We start from the raw sequence: 17701 nt of genomic DNA on the forward strand, positions 1-17701 counted from the left end.
CCCAAATTTATCTCTTACCCATTGCTCACGGTGTATTGCCATAATAGATACGCCTATTGTATGAAAGACTACCCCGAAAGGAGTCGAGAATCCCATGTTCCTTCTCCCACAATTGGCTGGATGTCCGCCGCCCATAGATTTTCCCTACCAGGGTTTCTGGACGGCATATAGGCCGCTTTTTCCCAAAAAACGAACACTTTTCCAGACCGCCGAAAGGAGGTGATTTGATGGCGGTATTTCGCATTGAGAAAACCCGCGACTACACGGTGATGTCCAACCACCACCTGCGCAACGCAGAGCTGTCGCTGAAATCCAAAGGTCTGCTCTCCATGATGCTGTCCTTGCCGGAGGACTGGAACTATACCACCAGGGGCCTTGCAAAAATCTGCAAGGAGGGCACAGACAGCATTGGATCAGCCCTGAAGGAGCTGGAACGGGCCGGGTACATAGTCCGCAATCGCCTGCGGGACAGCAAGGGCAAGATCGTGGATGTGGAGTATGTCATCTATGAGACGCCCCATCCCCCGGACACGGGCCAGCCGTGTGAGGACGAGCCGGATACGGCTTGTCCAGATACGGAAAACCCGGATATGGATAACCCATGTCTGGAAAACCGGCCGCAATTAAATAAAGAGAAAAGAAATCCTGAAGAACAAAATACTGATTCACCAAGTACGGAAGGATCAAATCCTATCCAATCAAGCCCCCCAACCCCCGCAGGGGCCAAACGGACCGGACGGGACTGGGTGCGGGAGCGAGAGAGCTATCGGGAACTGATTTTGGAGAATATCGAGTATGACTATCTATGCCGGGATGACCGGCTGGACCGGGATATGCTGAACGAGCTGGTGGAGCTCATGGTGGATACCGTCTGTTCCCGCAGGGAAACGATCCGCATTGCCGGGGACGACTATCCGGCGGAGGTGGTGAAATCTCGGTTCCTGAAGCTGAACAGCTCCCACATCGATTATGTGTTGGACCGTATGCGGGAGAACACCACCTATGTCCGCAACATCAAGAAATATCTGCTGGCTGCCCTGTATAACGCCCCGGCCACTATCGACAGCTACTATGCGTCCCTGGTGAACCACGACCTGTACGGCAGCGGAGAAAGGAGGTAATCACTCATGCAGGAAGAAGTCACCCAGCGCACCGTTGCCCTCTGTGTGGAGGCTACCAAGCTCTCTGCCGGGATGCTGCAACAGGCCATGAAAAAAGTGCTGGACGAGATGCAGAAAGGTGTGACCGGCCATAAGACCAAGCTGCACCACGGCAAGCAGACCCTCCGGCAGCTGATGAAGCACAACACCGGCGTTTCCAACATCGAGATCACCGACCAGAACATCCGGGCCTTTTCCGCCACCGCCAAGAAGTACGGCATTGACTTTGCTCTGAAAAAGGACACCAGCGGCGAGATACCTCGCTACCTGGTGTTTTTCAAGGGGCGGGATGCCGATGTTATCACGGCGGCCTTTCGGGAGTTTTCCGCAAAGAACCTGGAGAAAGAGAAAAAGCCCTCCATCCGCAAGGAGCTGGAGCAGGCAAAGCAGCAGTCCAAAGCCCAGCACCGTCAGCGGGAGAAGGTCAAGACCAAAGACCGGGGTGTGGAATTATGACGGTTGACTGGAAGAAAAAGCTGTTCCCCAACCTCCCGTATCTTCTGTTTGTCTATCTCTTTGATAAGCTCTGCCAGGCGGTGCGCCTTGCGCCCGGCCTTGACGCCTCTGAAAAGTTCCTGCATCTGAGCCAGGGCTTTACGGAGGCGTTTTCTTATGCGGCACCAAGCCTGCATCCGTTGGACCTGCTGGTGGGTATCGCCGGGGCGGTCATCGTCCGGCTGGCGGTGTACGCCAAGAGCAAGAATACAAAGAAATATCGCAAGGGCGTTGAGTACGGCAGCGCACGATGGGGCACGGCGGCCGATATTGCCCCCTATGTCGATCCGGTCCCCGACTGGAACATCCCTCTGACCCAGACGGAAAAGCTCACCATGTCCAGCCGCCCCAAAAATCCCAAGTACGCCCGGAACAAAAACATCCTGGTCATCGGCGGCAGCGGCAGCGGCAAGACCCGTTTCTTCGTCAAACCCTCCCTCATGCAGATGCACAGTTCCTATGTGGTCACCGATCCCAAAGGACAGCTTTTGTCCGAGGTGGGGACCATGCTGCGCCGGGGTGCCCCCAAGCTAGACGAGAACGGAAAGCCCATGCGGGATGCCCGCGGGAAGGTCATCTATGAGCCGTACCGCATTAAAGTCCTCAACACCATCAACTTCAAAAAGAGCATGAAATACAACCCCTTCGCCTACATCCGGTCAGAGAAAGACATCCTCAAATTGGTCAATGTCATCATCGCCAACACCAAAGGTGACGGAGAGAAATCCTCGGAGGATTTTTGGGTCAAGGCCGAGCGCCTTTTGTACTGCGCCCTGATCGGGTACATCTGGTACGAAGCGGAGCCGGAGGCGCGAAACTTCCTCACGCTGCTGGAGCTTATCAACGCATCCGAGGCCAGAGAGGACGACGAGGAATTTCAAAGCCCCGTTGATCTGCTGTTTGCCAAGCTGGAAAAGGAGCACCCGGATCACTTCGCCGTGAAGCAGTACCGGAAATTCAAGTTGGCTGCCGGCAAGACCCTGAAATCAATTCTGATTAGCTGCGGCGCCCGCCTTGCCCCCTTCGATATAGCGGAGCTGCGGGAGATCATGTCGGACGATGAACTGGAACTGGATACCCTGGGCGACCGGAAAACAGCGCTGTTCCTCATTATGAGCGACACGGACACCACCTTCAACTTCGTCATCGCCATGCTGCAAAGCCAGCTTTTCAACCTTCTTTGCGATAAGGCGGACGACGTGTACGGCGGCAGGCTGCCGGTCCATGTGCGGTGCCTCCTTGACGAGTTCGCCAACAGTGCGACACGTTCCTAACTGAAAAGGTTAGGCGTGAAGCTGAGAAAAATATATGAAAATTGAAAGGAGTTTCGAGAACAAATCGGTTTCATAGAACTGATATTCCGACAGGTGGAATGACGGGGTAACGCCCTGAAACGCCTGCCCTAAGACTGCGCCGGGCATGGTGCAAGCGCAAAGACACACTGTGTCCGAGAGCGCGCAGAAGTCGGCGGAAGTCTGCCCTAACGGGTCAAGCCGAGGAAAGCGTCCCAGCGGTGGGGTGTGCAGATGATACGCCGGGGGTCTATAAAATGCCTATGGTGAGAATGTGCGGTGAAGCGCACTGACGAAGCCCTGAATGTACGGGTCAAGACGAATGAGCCGCAGAAATGCGGTTGCCGCCTATGGCGGTGTGCGTGGGGACGAGTAAGAGTTGTTAGTATGAAACTCCCTGCGGCGTTACAGGCGCCGCCCAAGCGCACTGGCTTAAAGGGGCCACCTAAAGGTATATGCACAGATAGGAATATTGGAACGTGGAAAGGTTGGAGCATGGAGCGCATTGCGGCGCTGTGAAGTGCTGGCACGGAAAGCAGACTGTATAACGTGCCTTTATCCAACTGAGAGCGGTGCCACGACCGTTGAAGCTGCTGTAATGGCGGTGGAGGAACAGGCACCAGTCGGCTTTGAAAGCAAGAATAAAAGAACAGTATTCATAGGTTCGAGTATGACTAAGAAAGGCACACCCCAAAGGAGGTATGCCGACTATGACAGTGAAGAAATTGCAAAAGAAAGCGAAACTGCGCAACGCTGAATACTTCGGCTTGCAGGAGGTATTGGACAGGCTCTATGCCCAAAGTGCGGAAAACAAACGCTTTACCGTGCTGATGGAGTTGGTGGCCGCCGATGAAAATATCTTACTTGCTTACCGAAATATCAGCAAAAACAAGGGCAGCAAAACGGCGGGAACGGACGGAAAAACTGTCCGCTACCTGTCAAAGTTCACAAACACAGCACTCATTCACTATATAAAAAGGCGGTTGGAGCAGTACCAGCCCCAGCCGGTGCGCCGGGTGGAAATTCCCAAAGGAGACACAGGGAAAACTCGCCCTCTGGGAATCCCTACGATTGCCGACAGGCTGATCCAGCAATGCTTCCTGCAAATTCTGGAACCAATATGCGAAGCGAAATTCCATGAGCGGAGCAACGGTTTCCGTCCCAACAGGAGCGCAGAACACGCGCTGGCACAGTGCTACGCAATGATACAAAAACGCGGTCTGCATTATGTGGTTGATATTGATATAAAAGGTTTCTTCGATAATGTCAGCCACGGAAAACTGCTCAAGCAGATGTGGAATATGGGGATACAGGACAAGCGTGTGCTGAGTATCATATCCGCCATGCTGAAAGCGGAAGTAGCAGGAATCGGTTTTCCGCAAAAGGGGACGCCGCAGGGCGGTATCACTATACTCAAATTACGAGTATCTGTTTCTAGCGAAGCTGCATCGGGGAATGAGAAATGGAGTTCCAGCAACCGCCCCCCATTTTGTAGACATTCTTTTGGAATTTTAAATTCCAGCTTCTTATCCCCCGTATGCAGTTCTCCCGAAAAAAGTGTTTGTTCTGCGGAGGATATTTCTATATACTGACGATCATGCAATATATAGGCAATATCGAAGGATGCCAACAAGTCAACCTCTACTGCCTCCGCCAACGGTAATCTCATAGACGCTTCTTTTTCCGCAAACCATGTATGGGTATTCTCATAGCTGCCCAGCCCCTTTGTAAAGAACTCCGCGCCATTTCCGTTTTCAGCCAAGAAGGAGAGTTCTTCGCCCAATGTATAGAAACTGTCTGTATCACCAAATATTCCTTCCTCCAAATCGGTTTCTTCGATTTGAATACTGGTCAAAGCCATAGCCAAAACCCTGGAATCCACATCAAAGGCATCCGGCTGTTCAAAGTCGATCCAGACCTGACCATCCCGAATATATTCATTTGGAATAACATAGGAAAACTTCTTCGTATTTGGATAAATGGTAAATTCATAAGCATAATCATTTCCGAGTTTTATGCGGATATCCTGTTTATCGCCCGCAATTGTAAGCAGATTAAATGTAATCAGCAAGTTTTGATCCGTCGGCTCTGTCAGGTTTAGGCGAGCCAGAACATGGTGGTCCACGGTCCACGTATGGGTCTCTTCATAATAACTCAGACCAAAATCAAAATATTTTTCGCCTGTTCCACTCTGCTTTAAGAAGGAAATCGCATCTCCCAGATGGTAGCTGCGATCTATCACCTGCGTTTCCGCGGGTTTATAAATGATATCATCCCGATATTTACTGTTTGGCAGTCGAACATCATCAAAAAATACATAATGATAGAGATCTGGAAGATAATTGCCTGGACCGTTGACCCAGTCGTAAGTATAAAAATAGTAATCTCTAATCCGTTGTTCATCCGGAGTATAGTCAAAAATCCCCTTTTCTGTTGTCTCGCTTCCCAATTCAGATCGTAATGTTGGATGAATATCCGCATAAGAAACAGGGGCTTCTGAAATTTGAAATGCCCCCCGGTCTCCACTTCTTTTAACCATGAGCAACGGATTTTCATGCAGATTAACTCCCCCATGATCCGCCATAATAAAAATTGTAGTATTGTCATATATATCTGTTTCTTTTAAATTCTCCAAATAGGCAGACGCAATTTTTAGCGCTCCTTTTGAAGAAGTCAAAACATCTGTATCAGATACTTTTTCCACATTTTCATTGGTTCTATAGGGAGGATGAGCTCCATATAAATGGATCAATTTAAATGTCTTTTGGGAGCTATTCATAGTAAAAGGTTCATTACACAACTGGTTATAAAATTGTATATCATCTTCACTGGACATCGCACGATAAATATTGATACTGGAATCTGCGAGCTGCTTATAATTCTCAAAATCCCCTGAGTAGAACCAGAATGGTTTTTTTAAATAGTGCGGCATATAACTAAATGCCGTAAACTTATAAAATAAACCACCTAATCCTGACAAAGAGCTTACTTTTGCTTTTTGATGTGTAAAATTCACTACATTTTCCCCAAATTCAGGGGGAATAAAAATACTATTTGTGTATAAGCCCACGCTATAATCCTGTTTTTCCAGTTCCTCGAAGAGAGGAACTGAATCGTAAGCATTAGATAGATATTTTTTATATGGTACACTATTATCGTATGCACGCCCAGTTAATATATATGGTATCGACGGTATGGTATTGGTAAACATTCCAACTGTGTCGGGAAAATAGGTAAATCCGTCAAATGCCTCTGTCACTGTAGGGTCTTGAGATAAAATATCATTGAAATAAGCAGCATCAAATCTGTCAAGTATCAATAAAACAATATTTTTTTCCGTAGACATATCAAAGAGATGATCCGTCGTTAGAATCTGATCTTCTTTCCTGAGATCAGTGGTAAAGAGTAAAGTTGCAAGCGTAATCAATTGAACACATACAATGCAGATCGAAATCAGCTTTGCCGCCGTCAAAAACAGTTCCCTTTTCCATCGAAGCAGCCCTAATGGAATTATAAAACACAGAACCCATGCAAGCGTATCTACAATCCCATAGAGGGTATATTCTTCCCATGCAATCGTTGTTCCGTCCAGAACACCATAACGGATTGCCAGAAAATTCCCCTGAATATATAACGCAATCCCGAGACCAAAAACAAGCGCACATAGGATACTATGAAACTTCTCATTTACAACAGATAAAACCCCAATAAGGCATAAAAAGACAATTGTGAAAGATAGTAAAAGCATCGGCAGAATGTCTGTAATGGTAAACCAAAGATCAGAGATATTGGTCAGATACAGCTGTAATGGCCCAAACAGCAAAAATGTAAAACAAACCAGCAATGAAACACTGGCATTCAGCGCCCATCTTCTAGACCATCGTTTGGTCCAAGATGTTTTTTCTTCCAAATTTTACCCCTCCAATTTTAAATGTCTGCTTTAACAAACGAAGATGTCTGCGACAGCGATTCCCAAAGTCCTGTTATCCGGAGTTTGGGATAGATCGCATGGCCTCCATGTACGATCCACTTCAAAATCAATTTCGATAATCATCCCATTTTTATAATGTTTCTCCAGATAAAACTCCAGTGTGTCCGTCTGCTCTAAAATATAGCGTTCCATGACAGGCATACCGTCTACCTGCAAAGAAAGCGCTAACCCATCCAGATTATTGATATAAGTAATCGACAATTTTTGAGGGTTATCCACTGTGACTGTGTAAAAGAGCACAGCCCGCTTGGCTGACATCCATCTCAGGGAACCCCATTCATAGTTTTCGGTCTCATGCCAGTTCTCAACAAAATAAGTGGACGGATATTGTGCGCTGGAAACCTCCATCAACTGTTTGAGGCGGTCCAATTCTTTTCTGGTAAACTGAATATCCAGATGATACATTCTGAATTCTCGATCAAGTTCACAGGCTCCATAACATCCTCCTGTGTTCCTGCCACAAGTTTGTATGCTTCTTTGAAAGGTTTCCTGTCTTTTACCACTGCAAAAAATAGCATCCAAGTTTTGTTCTCCCAAATTTCCGATGATAACAGATGCTCTTTTATGCCGGGGATTTTGATATTTTACAACGCATAGCGCAATATCCCCGTTCGGTCCGATCGTCACATTTTGTATGCCGCTATGACAGTCTGTTAAGGCAAATTCCGCCTGGGAAAGTACATACTTCTGATCCATTTTTGTATGAAGATAAGGATATATCTTAGAAGAATAAACAATATCTGTATAATGGTTTTTCCCATGGTAGTTCACTTCCGGAATGATTGTCTGCTGAACCTCCAGACGCCGTAATTCTTCCTGTATATCCTCAATCTGGTCAATATTGTCCTCCTGAATTACAGTATTTATTACAAATGGGATATCGTATTTCTTTAGCAGCTCAACCGTTTTCAGTGCCCTCTGATAAGCCTGCTGATTCCCTCGAATCTTATTGTGGGTCTCTCCGATTCCATCAATAGAAACTGCAAAATAAACGAGCTCTTTATTGGGAATCATCTGGCAGATTTCTTCTATGCTCTGAATATAATATCCATTGGTAGTAATCGACTGAAAAACTCCGGCTTGGTTCATCAATCGGACAAACTCTTTCAAATCCTTTTTTAAAAATGGCTCCCCACCACTGATATTTACCCTCTGTAGGCTTTGTGCACATTTGGAAGACAAAAGCGACTGTGCTATATCCGCACAATTCACCTCCTCTTCCTCTCTAAAATGTTCAAATGTATAACAGCTTTTACACTTATAATTGCATCTCAATGTTGGAAGATATGTAACCTCTTTCAGCTCATCTGAAAAATCAAACATGATTCACTTCCTCCTATTCAGAAATTGTATTTCGATTTATAAATCTTTTAACAGACGGGGAAGCTCTCCATAGTCTTCAAACATCAAATCTCCATCTTCCAGCTGCTCTTTTAATCCTCCTACATTCCTTGCAATGCACTTTTTTTCAAATAATTTGGCTCGTCCCAACACAGCAGAAGTCCATATTTCACGATAAGGGATTACAACATAATCACATGCGATCAGCCATGTATCAAAAAGCTCATCAGATACAAATTCGCTTTTTAAAAAGATGTTGGGATATGTATCAGCATACCTTTGAAGCAGGTTCAAATACTGGATTGTTTCGTCGTAAACCAAACGCAAAGAGCCGACCATATAAAACTGTTTTTCTTTTTGGTCTTTCATTCTGGTGAATGCCTTAGCTACCTGATCAAAAGCCTTATGTGGCTGGATAAATCCGATGCACAAAAACACCTTTTTATCCAAAGGGATTCCCAGTTCTGCCCGGGCCTGCCTCTGTGGAATATCCCGTGCTTTTACATAATACTGATGTGGGAGAATCACTTTTGTCTGCTCTGGATCACAGGGAATCCCTAGGTGTTCACAAAAAGAGGTCCGCTCTGTTTCAGTATGAAAAATCGTAAGGGGGACCGCTTTCCACTTTTCACATTTATACCTGTTTTCAACCAAATCCTGCTGGTACTGCTCTCCTGTGCTCCCCCGGTCCACTGGAAAAAGTATCTCATGACAAACAACTTCTATATTGGGATTGTCGCGGAACACCTCTGTAAACGCCTGATGAATTTTAATCCGGGTCATGAAATCCTTACCCTCATAGAAGAAGGACGCATGGTATTGAATGATAATGCGGTCATATTCTGTTTTGAATCGCTTCAAAGCCAGAATTTTTTCAGGTGTATTCAGTTCCATGTGGTATTTTCCATTTCCCCGAATAGCCAATACATCCACATGTGCTCCATGGCTGCGCAGATACTTTACCTGCTGCTGGGCATAAGCGCCTATCCCGCACTTCTCTGGCGGATAGGTGGAAATCATTAAAATTTTTTCCGTCACATTCTTCTTTTCATCAAACTTTTGCACAAGGGTTTGCCCCAACCCAAGCGACAGACGTTCCCAGCTATATCTGCTTTCAGCTTCCAATCTTCCCCACTTACGCAGAGAAAGCATCTGCTCTTGATCTCCCAGCAAGCCCTGAATCTGCTCTGCCAGGCTGTCGGCCGAGTGATCGCATAGCCGATAAATCCGCCCGTTTGTATTCTCTATTCCTCTTGCACCAATATCTGTCGTAATAATCGGCAGACCAGCAGCCATAAAATCAAACATTTTGATATTGGTACCTGAGCCCGAAAGCATGGGATTGATTGCAATGTCACAGGCATGGAGATAATCTATCTTTTCATTTTCTTCCAAAAAACCTGTAACGATAACATTTGGATAGCGTGCAGCGTCGATCTCTCGGAACTGATCGCCCACCCCGCCCAAAAGGATAAACTGATATTGTGGGAGCATCTCGGCGGCCTGCAAAATTAGCCGGCCCGCTTCCACATTTGGGGCATAGTTGCTGCCAATAAAGCAAGCTGCCGGTTTCGAGATCTTTAGCCTGCGGCGTAAAGCCTCCTTTTCTGCTGCATCTTCAAGAGGGCCGATTCGGCTTGTAAAAACACCGTTCGGGACAATGATAATCTTGTCTGGCTCCACCCTATAAAGCGTGATAAAACTTTGTTTGTCCTCCTGTGAGCACGCCAATATCAGATCTGCCGCATGGCAGAGTTCATGTTCACAGCGCACCACGCCGCGGCAGATCTGATCCGCTAACGGGGTACCGTCATCCAGCAGGCCCACCCGCAGCAATCCCTCGCAATTGTGAGAGTCATAGACAATAAGCTGTTTTTCCTCATCCAGCACTGGCGCAACAAACGGAAAAAGCCATTGATGGGAAAAGACAACGACATCCGCCTTTTTTGCTTCCTCGCAGGCGCGGGCGATCAGTTCTTCCGAAAGACGTCCTTGAAGCGGGAACGCGGAATCAATGCATCCCTTTCCCAGCCGGGCGGAAAGATCATCATGAGCTTTAAAATGCGCTTCGGACAGAGGGACATCAATTTCGGTCAGATTCTCCGATAGCTTATGCTGTCGGAACTTTGGTCCCCTCCAGTCATACGAGCCTACATAAGTTGCCTCGATATTTCGATCCAATCCGCTGTATAACCCCATCAAACGTAAACGACCGCCTCCAACAGGCGGATCTATCGGCTGCATATCCAAGATTGTCACATTCAGCTTTTTCATTGTCCTCTTCCTCTACAAAAAGCAATTAAAATCAGTCCAAAGCATCCCACAGGGTTTGGACAACATGATCCCAAGTGATATTTTCAATGTCTTGCATTCCATTTTTGCCCATCTGAGCAGCATCTTCCTTATGCATGTAAAAATAGTCTATCCATTGCGCCAGCTCTTCTGGACGAGGTTCTGCTGCAAATCCATTGATCCCCTGCCTGATGAACCGGGCAGGTTCCCCTGAATCCACACAAGTCAAAACCGGTTTGCAGCTTTTGAAAGCTTCATGCAAAATATATCCATAATCTTCCCGAACGGGCGTAAACGCGACTGCCAACGCATTGGCATAATATTCTCGTATCTGTGCCTCCGAGAGATACCCCAAAAATTCTATTCTCTCGTCCCTACCCGCCATCGCTTTTAATGCCTCCATTTGATCCCCTTTTCCAGCAATTTTCAGGTGGATAGGCGACTTGACATATTTCATAGCCTGTATCATCAGGTCAACCCGTTTCCATTTATGCAACCGCCCAGGCATAAAAATATAATCCTGGGCCTCCCCACAATAAAATCCTGAAGCTGTAATTCCAGGATGAAGCGGAATGCTACCCACACCAATAAACTCCAAGAGTCGATCGGTCACCTCATGCCCGATCGAGAACAGTTTTCTGGTTCTTGGAGGAGAAAGGAGTTCCCGGTCCATCCGGAAAAGCAGTTTCTGACGCTCGACATTTTGCGGATCACCACTGATTTCATTGAACATATCATAGAATACCCGCACCGTATGCATCAGATAACACACATGATTGGGATGCTGTACTGCGAAAGTTGGGGCTTTAGAGGAAATGACCGCGTCGTACTGGCTCAGATCCAGATCATAGCAAACCTGATAGCCTCTTAAAATATCCTCGTATGTATTTTCGCAGCAGGGAACTTCCAAAAGTGTGACATGTGGGACATATCGGCAGAAATTCTCATATAGTTTTTGATGAAAAATTTCCGCCCCGCCTTGTGCCCCAGAGAGCTGTACGTTCGCAATGATCGCAAGGCTATTACATTTCCCCATCTTATTTTACCCCCACAACTGCGTAATCCTGGGGGCCATAAAGCAGCCGGTTCAGCATGTCCACATTTGTATCCCAAACTTGCTGGTTCCCATCCAGACAGACTGGATGCATCAGTGTTTGGGTATAACGCACTGGATTAGCTTCGATAATCTGAACATCCCGGAATCCGGAACGCTCTGCCAGAAAACGAATCATGTCTTTATGGAGCGGACGGATATGTGTGGGGTCTACATAGAAATAAGATGATGCGGTAACAATGTTGGCCGAATTGGGCGTTTCGAACAGAATCATTCCATCCGGCTTGAGAACGCGCCTGCATTCCTGAAGCAAGATCAACAGGGCTTCTAAGGGAAGATGCTCGATCAACTGGATTCCTGTAATCAAATCTACACTTTCAGCCCCCAGCTCTTGGAGGTAGCCGATGCACTCTTGCTCTTTTACGGGATGTCCATTTTGACGGCACAGCTCCAGCTGTATCCCATTGATGTCGACCCCCATGTATTGCCCAACACCATTTTCTTTCCACAAATCCAACATCTCGCCTCTTCCGCATCCAATGTCTACGAAAGATTTTTTTGATAGATCTCCAAAATGTCGCTGGAACAGAGGGATATAAATCGTCAGACGATCACGGATGTCCTCCTGTGTGCCACGGAACTGCTCTTCAAAATCATGGTAAAAAACAGAATCCAAGCCAGTAGGCTTCTCACTCCCGACAACAGAGGCGGAGCCCGTCTGTGTTGTTCCCTGATTTCTCCATTGGATGGTTGCTCGTACATGCATCAGTTTCTCGCTTGTATCTCTGATATGAGCTTCCTGCTGGTTGAGCCGTTCTATCAATTTGAAAAATGCTTGTTGCTGCTCCTCTGACAGCTGATGGTACAACTCGTCCCGAAGAGAAGAAACCTTCTCCTGCTGCCCATTGAGATTGCCTCTCAGTTCTTCCTGGCAGGCTTGCATTTTCTCCTGTGTCCGCTTGTGCTCCTCCACATTGGACAGCAGCATATCCAGATTTTTTCTTTGATCTTCCAAGTCGGATAAAAGCTGCTCCAGCATTTGATCCTGCCTCTCCGAATTAGATAGAAATTGCTCCAAGTCCTGCTTCTGCCTCTCCGAACTGGATAGGAATTGCTCCAAGTCCTGTTTCTGCTTATCAGTCTCCGTTTTGCATTCCTCTAACGCAAAAAAGAAGGATTGTTCCATCTGATTTAATTTCTGAACCAACCCGCTCTCAAATATCTGTAATTTTTGATACATCTGATTATTTTCTTCTTTCAGTTTATGTATCAACGCATCCTGCTCATCCAAACGGCCACGCAGTGCATCCTGCCCGCTGATTAAACCAACCAAAATCTTTTTCAGTAGTTGCAGCGTCGTTATGAGAATTCCATTGAATTCTCGGATATCCCGATTGGTAAGCTCTGCAATCCGAAGATAAATCTTTTCAACAGCACGGGCAAATTTCCGTACCAGCCCTTTTTTTCGATACATTGGAGATTTTTTCTGCCCAATCTGCCTTCCTACCCCCGCTTGTGCAAGGTTTTCGTCTACCATTTTTAATTCGAGGAAATACTGGTTATCGGTAGTTCGCTCTGCATGGTTGGATATGGCTGGAGCAGCCGATTCGATACAATTTCTATTCCGTATTTCCCGCATAATTTCATCTAATGAAGATTCACTGAGCTTCAAATAATCCATTGTTCCTCTTCCTTCGCTATTTTTCATAAAATGATTTTTTAGGCCAGAAACCAAATGCAGAGTCCATCAAGACTACATCTATTTACAGAAAACACCTCCATAACCCATCTGTTTTACCCAATCTGAAAATTTCCAGATAAAAATGCCTCATACTGGTCACAGATCGGCTCCATCTCCCCGAATGCAACCTGCTTTCCCCGGTGTAACCACAGCACCTTGTTGCATAGCTCCCGGATCTGCCGGAGCGAGTGAGACACCAGAATCGTTGCCGCACCACCGTCGATAATCTCCCGCATCTTGGTCGCGCTCTTTTCCTGGAATGCACCATCCCCTACCGACAGCACCTCATCCAGAATCAGAATTTCCGGCTGCACCAGCGATGCAATCGAGAATGCCAGCCTTGACTGCATCCCCGTCGACAGCTGTTTGAACGGCCTTTCCTCAAACTCTCTTAATTCTGAAAAATTCAGAATCTGCTCATAGGTTTCATCCATGAATTCTTTCGTATATCCCAGCATCGCTCCGCGCAGATAAGCATTCTCTTTCACGGTCAGATCACCATCAAAGCCGGATGCCAGTTCCAGCAGCGCAGAAATATTCCCATTCCGTTCAATCTTCCCCGATCTCGGCTCCATCACCCCAATAACCGCCTTGAGCAGCGTCGATTTTCCTGCGCCGTTCGTCCCGATGATCCCCAGCATATCCCCTTCTTTCAGCTCAAACGAAACGTCCTCCACCGCCATAAACGTTTCCACATAGTACTGATGCTTCAGATGCCGCATTGTCCATTCCTTCAATCCAATATCCTTGAAATCCCCGATCTTATAGCTGATCGATACATGTTCTGCTTTCAACATTGTTTTCATCGCAAACCCTCTACTCAAACATAATACAGGAACTCATGGTTGTACTTTTTGTACATGTAAGCCCCCACCGCAAAGGCTCCCAGCGCATACGCCGCCGCCAGCAGATGGAATCCCAGCGAAGGGATCGCCCCATCAATCACGATCTTCCGGAAATAGCGGATATACAGATAGATCGGGTTCGCCAGAAACAGGAGCTGGGCCGTTTCGCTGTAGACATCGATCGTATAGAAGATGGCAGATAACCACATTAACAGCTGGGTCAAGATGCCCCACAAATACTGCATGTCCCGGAAGAACACGAACAGTGCCGACAGGATCAGGCCCACCCCCAGATTGAACACGATCATGCAGACCACCGGATAGACCAGCAAGAAAAATTTCCATGTGAACGGAATCCCATCAAAGGCCGTAAACGCAAAGAAGATCAACAGGGTCAGCCCGAAGTTGATGAGCGACGACACATTCTGGGAAAACAGAAATAGATACTTCGGCACATTTACCTTGGTAAAGATTCCTGCATTCCCCACCAGCGAGGTCATCCCCAGATTGGTGGCATCCGTGAAATACGAAAACACCAGCTGTCCGGCGAACAGATAGATCGCATAATGGTTGACGTTATTTCCAAACAGATTGCTGAATACCAGCCACATAATCAGCAGGTTCATCAGCGGGGACAGGATACTCCATGCCATCCCCAGGATCGTCCTCTTGTATTTTTTCGCGAAGTCCCGCTTCACCAGCTCTCCAAATAAAAACTGGTGTTGCTTTAATCTTTGCAGCATGCTTGTCGTTTCCTTTCTGGATTTCTATTGGACCTGTTTCGCATCTCTGGCAGGGGGCTTTTTCTCTTACAAAAAGCCCCCTCTTGGCTCTGACCAAAAGTCGGCGCCAATTCACCCCCTAAATGCGCTTCTCAGGCGGGCGCCCAGCGCCCAGGAAGGTGTTCCGCTTGCTGCGGCAAGCAGCCAAAGGCTCTGCCTTTGGAAACCGCGATTTTTTACTCCGGCCTAAGAGCCGACGCTTCGCGTCGGTTGGCCTATGTACGCCGCTGCGGCGGCAGTGAAAAAAATCGACTAAAACTTTTATGATTGGACTTTCAAAAGCAGTGCATCACGCTTCCCACCCGATCGCGCTCTGCTCCTGCTCCAGCACCCGATCCAGCGCCTGCTCCACCAGCAGTGCGACATTATTTTCTATGTCGGACCGGGTGTTCTGGTACAGCCTCTTCAGGCACCTAGGATTTCCTTTCTCCTCCGGAATCCGGGCTTCCACACAAAGCCGCCGGATCGCTATTGACACATAGGTCCTGTTGAGAGGGCCTCCGTCCTTATTCTGAAAAATCGGCCCGGATGTGTAGCCATTCCGCCGGATATATCCCGATAATTCCTTCCGCAAGCATTCTGGAATTCGTACACGTTGCTCTACCTTATGGGGGAAATGGACAATCTCCCCCTTCTGGACCGCTTCCACTGTGACATTGGGGAGTTCCTGCACAGATAATCCTGTGGAAGCAAACAGTTTGACCAGCAGGTACAGCCGCTCTTTATCCAAAGCTTTCGCGGTGCGCAGCAGCTGAACATATTCTTCGCGGGTCAGCTCTGGCTGGAGACTGCTTTTCGGCTTCAGCTGGCTTGCCAGCTGACACTCCCGATGCCCTACAAAGTCCAGATAGGAGTTCGCAATCGACAGGAACATATTGACAGTACCTGGCGTGTACTCCATTTCCACCAACTCTTCCCGCCACCGTTCCAGCGCACCCTGACGGATAAACTTATCCTCCGGCAGCGCCTGATAGAGACGGTTCAGCCCCCTCCGGTACCATTGCAGCGTCCCTTCCACACGGCCCCTGCTTTGGCAGGCATCCAAGAACTGCTCTATGCTTTCTTGCGTCAATAGAACTCCTGTTTCCATCCTTCTATGCTGATGCGTCGGACGCTCTCCCTGTATATGCTGCCTCGTCTGGGGCACGCTGCTTCCTCCTTCCAAACATTCATCACAAAATTAATAACCTGTTTCAAAACAGGGGCGAAAAAAAGCGACTCCCACGATAAATGATCGAAGATCATGGTTATCATAGCATAAAAACCTTGATATGACAAGTGGAAAAGCTGTTTTTCTGCGCGACAGATAACGCCGGACAAAGCGTTCTTTCTCCGGCATATATTTGTTTGCCTTCCTTCTTCAGGCCGCACCTTTGGGTGCGGCTTTTTTCTGTTTTGGAGCGCTGAAAGACAGCGCCCCTTCATGCAGTGAATCTCAATCTATTAATTCTGTTGCATCTTTCTTAACAGATCAAACCCATCCGTTCCATCTGTCGGACATGCTCCGCTTCGGTGGAGATGAGATAGAGCCGGGTTGTTTCAATGCTGGAATGGCCCAACACATCCGCCAGCTTTGCCACATCCCGGCAAACCCGATAGAAGGTTTGGGCAAACAGGTGCCGCAGGTTGTGCGGAAAGACCTTGGAAGGTGCAACCCCCGCCTTTTCGCAGAGCGACTTCATCTCCGCCCATATCTGGCGGCGGCTCATCCCTTTTCCGTTTCTGGTGAGGAATACCTCTCCGGAGACGATTTTTCTTTTTCCAGCGTATTTTTTCAGCTTCCGGCAGAGCTTCCCTGGGAGCAGAATCGTGCGAATCTTTCCTTTTAGAGCAATTTCTGTACGTCCTGCCCGGATTGCTTCCGCTGTGATATATTTTACCTCGCTCACCCGGATCCCTGTCGCACAAATCGTTTCCATAAGCAGTGCCAGACGTTCCCGCCCCAAGCTATGGGCAGTCTCCATCAGCCGGATATACTCCTGTTTGCTCAACTGTTTCTCGGTGCTGCGAAACAATCTTCGCTGGATCTTAAGATACTTGGTCCGGCAATCGTTCCGTCCCAAAAACGAGAGGAATTTGTTAAGTGCGGAGAGTTTCCCATTGATGGTCACCGGTTTACGGCCTGCTTGCAGGAGATATCCCCTCCATTCCCCCATACGTTCCCTGCTTATTTCCCGGTCTTTCAGCCATATGAAGAAATCCTTTACATCCCGTGAATATTTGTCAATGGTCGCCGTTTCCCGCTCCTCTTCCCGTAAATATCTCGAAAACTCCCTGATTTGCTCCACTGTCGATGTACGATATTCCATCCTCCAAACCTCCAATTTGAGTTTTAATGGTTCTATCATATCATCTTTATCGTTCTGAGCAATCTTTCGTTTCGCTTATAGCCAAAATAGGAATCTGTTTTTTCTGCCAAACAGGTTTATCTATTCAACGGAAAATGACATGATTACCTCTGTCTCCCGCATATAAATGGACTATCACCACCATGGGGAGGGAGCGTACTTGAAAGGACTGCCGGAGGAACGTGCTATCACGTTCGCCCACTACATCATTGATCACAATACTACGGTCCGTGCTACTGCAAAGGAATTTCACATAAGCAAGTCTACTGTACATATGGATGGGGTAAAATAGAACGGTTAATATGGATCGTCAAGTAGAGCAGTAAGGCCAGCACCTGATTGTGGGTGCTGGCCTTGTTA

13 protein-coding genes and 2 pseudogenes are annotated in these 17701 nt (G+C 47.4%); 6 read left to right on the plus strand and 9 right to left on the minus strand.

Annotation, left to right across the window (positions count from 1 at the left end; all coding sequences use genetic code 11):
- The first annotated feature begins 227 nt into the window (after positions 1–227).
- The 5 genes and pseudogenes from C814_RS18705 to C814_RS23160 all read left to right on the plus strand — a co-directional run bounded on the left by C814_RS18705 (position 228) and on the right by C814_RS23160 (position 4539).
- Entirely contained in the window at positions 228–1121 is an 894-nt protein-coding gene (locus C814_RS18705) for a DUF6017 domain-containing protein (RefSeq protein ID WP_016316990.1), read from the plus strand.
- 6 nt (positions 1122–1127) lie between these two features.
- Positions 1128–1616: a PcfB family protein gene (locus tag C814_RS18710; protein WP_016316991.1), complete on the plus strand. Its 489-nt coding sequence runs from the start codon at positions 1128–1130 to the stop codon at positions 1614–1616.
- Positions 1613–2911 (plus strand): annotated as a pseudogene (locus C814_RS18715) (VirD4-like conjugal transfer protein, CD1115 family); the annotation flags it as partial. The gene C814_RS18710 and the pseudogene C814_RS18715, both read left to right, overlap by 4 nt.
- A gap of 634 nt (positions 2912–3545) precedes the next feature.
- The gene (locus C814_RS24270) at positions 3546–3704 is read left to right on the plus strand and encodes a hypothetical protein (protein WP_196809947.1); all 159 of its coding nucleotides are present in this window, start codon (positions 3546–3548) and stop codon (positions 3702–3704) included.
- 73 nt (positions 3705–3777) lie between these two features.
- Positions 3778–4539, plus strand: coding sequence for a reverse transcriptase domain-containing protein (locus C814_RS23160; RefSeq protein ID WP_369750570.1), 762 nt, complete (start codon positions 3778–3780; stop codon positions 4537–4539).
- A gap of 986 nt (positions 4540–5525) precedes the next feature.
- Here C814_RS23160 and C814_RS24985 read toward each other — a convergent pair.
- The 9 genes and pseudogenes from C814_RS24985 to C814_RS18750 form a co-directional block, all read right to left on the minus strand.
- Positions 5526–6695 (minus strand): annotated as a pseudogene (locus C814_RS24985) (hypothetical protein); the annotation flags it as partial.
- 192 nt (positions 6696–6887) lie between these two features.
- Positions 6888–8261 (minus strand): radical SAM protein, encoded by a 1374-nt coding sequence (locus C814_RS18725; protein ID WP_016316994.1) that lies wholly within the window; start codon positions 8259–8261, stop codon positions 6888–6890.
- Positions 8262–8297: 36 nt separating this feature from the next.
- A complete protein-coding gene (locus C814_RS22520; protein ID WP_016316995.1) occupies positions 8298–10553 on the minus strand; it encodes a glycosyltransferase family 4 protein in 2256 nt (751 codons plus the stop codon).
- A gap of 31 nt (positions 10554–10584) precedes the next feature.
- Positions 10585–11607 carry a glycosyltransferase family 4 protein gene (locus C814_RS18730; protein WP_016316996.1) on the minus strand — a complete coding sequence of 341 codons (1023 nt, stop codon included), beginning with the start codon at positions 11605–11607 and terminating at the stop codon, positions 10585–10587.
- Position 11608: 1 nt separating this feature from the next.
- Positions 11609–13306 (minus strand): class I SAM-dependent methyltransferase, encoded by a 1698-nt coding sequence (locus C814_RS22525; RefSeq protein ID WP_016316997.1) that lies wholly within the window; start codon positions 13304–13306, stop codon positions 11609–11611.
- A gap of 113 nt (positions 13307–13419) precedes the next feature.
- On the minus strand, positions 13420–14172 hold the full coding sequence (locus C814_RS18735) for an ABC transporter ATP-binding protein (RefSeq protein WP_016316998.1): 753 nt from the start codon (positions 14170–14172) through the stop codon (positions 13420–13422).
- Positions 14173–14186: 14 nt separating this feature from the next.
- Complete coding sequence (locus C814_RS18740) at positions 14187–14954, minus strand: ABC transporter permease (RefSeq protein ID WP_016316999.1); 768 nt, start codon at positions 14952–14954, stop codon at positions 14187–14189.
- A 328-nt stretch (positions 14955–15282) separates the two neighbouring features.
- Entirely contained in the window at positions 15283–16083 is an 801-nt protein-coding gene (locus C814_RS18745) for a tyrosine-type recombinase/integrase (RefSeq protein WP_155846428.1), read from the minus strand.
- Between the two features lie 373 nt (positions 16084–16456).
- Complete coding sequence (locus tag C814_RS18750) at positions 16457–17302, minus strand: tyrosine-type recombinase/integrase (protein ID WP_016317001.1); 846 nt, start codon at positions 17300–17302, stop codon at positions 16457–16459.
- A 166-nt stretch (positions 17303–17468) separates the two neighbouring features.
- Between C814_RS18750 and C814_RS0105450 the strand changes: the two genes are divergently transcribed.
- Positions 17469–17633: a sporulation transcriptional regulator SpoIIID gene (locus C814_RS0105450; RefSeq protein WP_369750569.1), complete on the plus strand. Its 165-nt coding sequence runs from the start codon at positions 17469–17471 to the stop codon at positions 17631–17633.
- Positions 17634–17701: the final 68 nt, after the last annotated feature.

This window comes from Anaerotruncus sp. G3(2012), from assembly GCF_000403395.2.
In the GTDB taxonomy this organism is placed as follows: Bacteria; Bacillota; Clostridia; order Oscillospirales; family Ruminococcaceae; genus Anaerotruncus.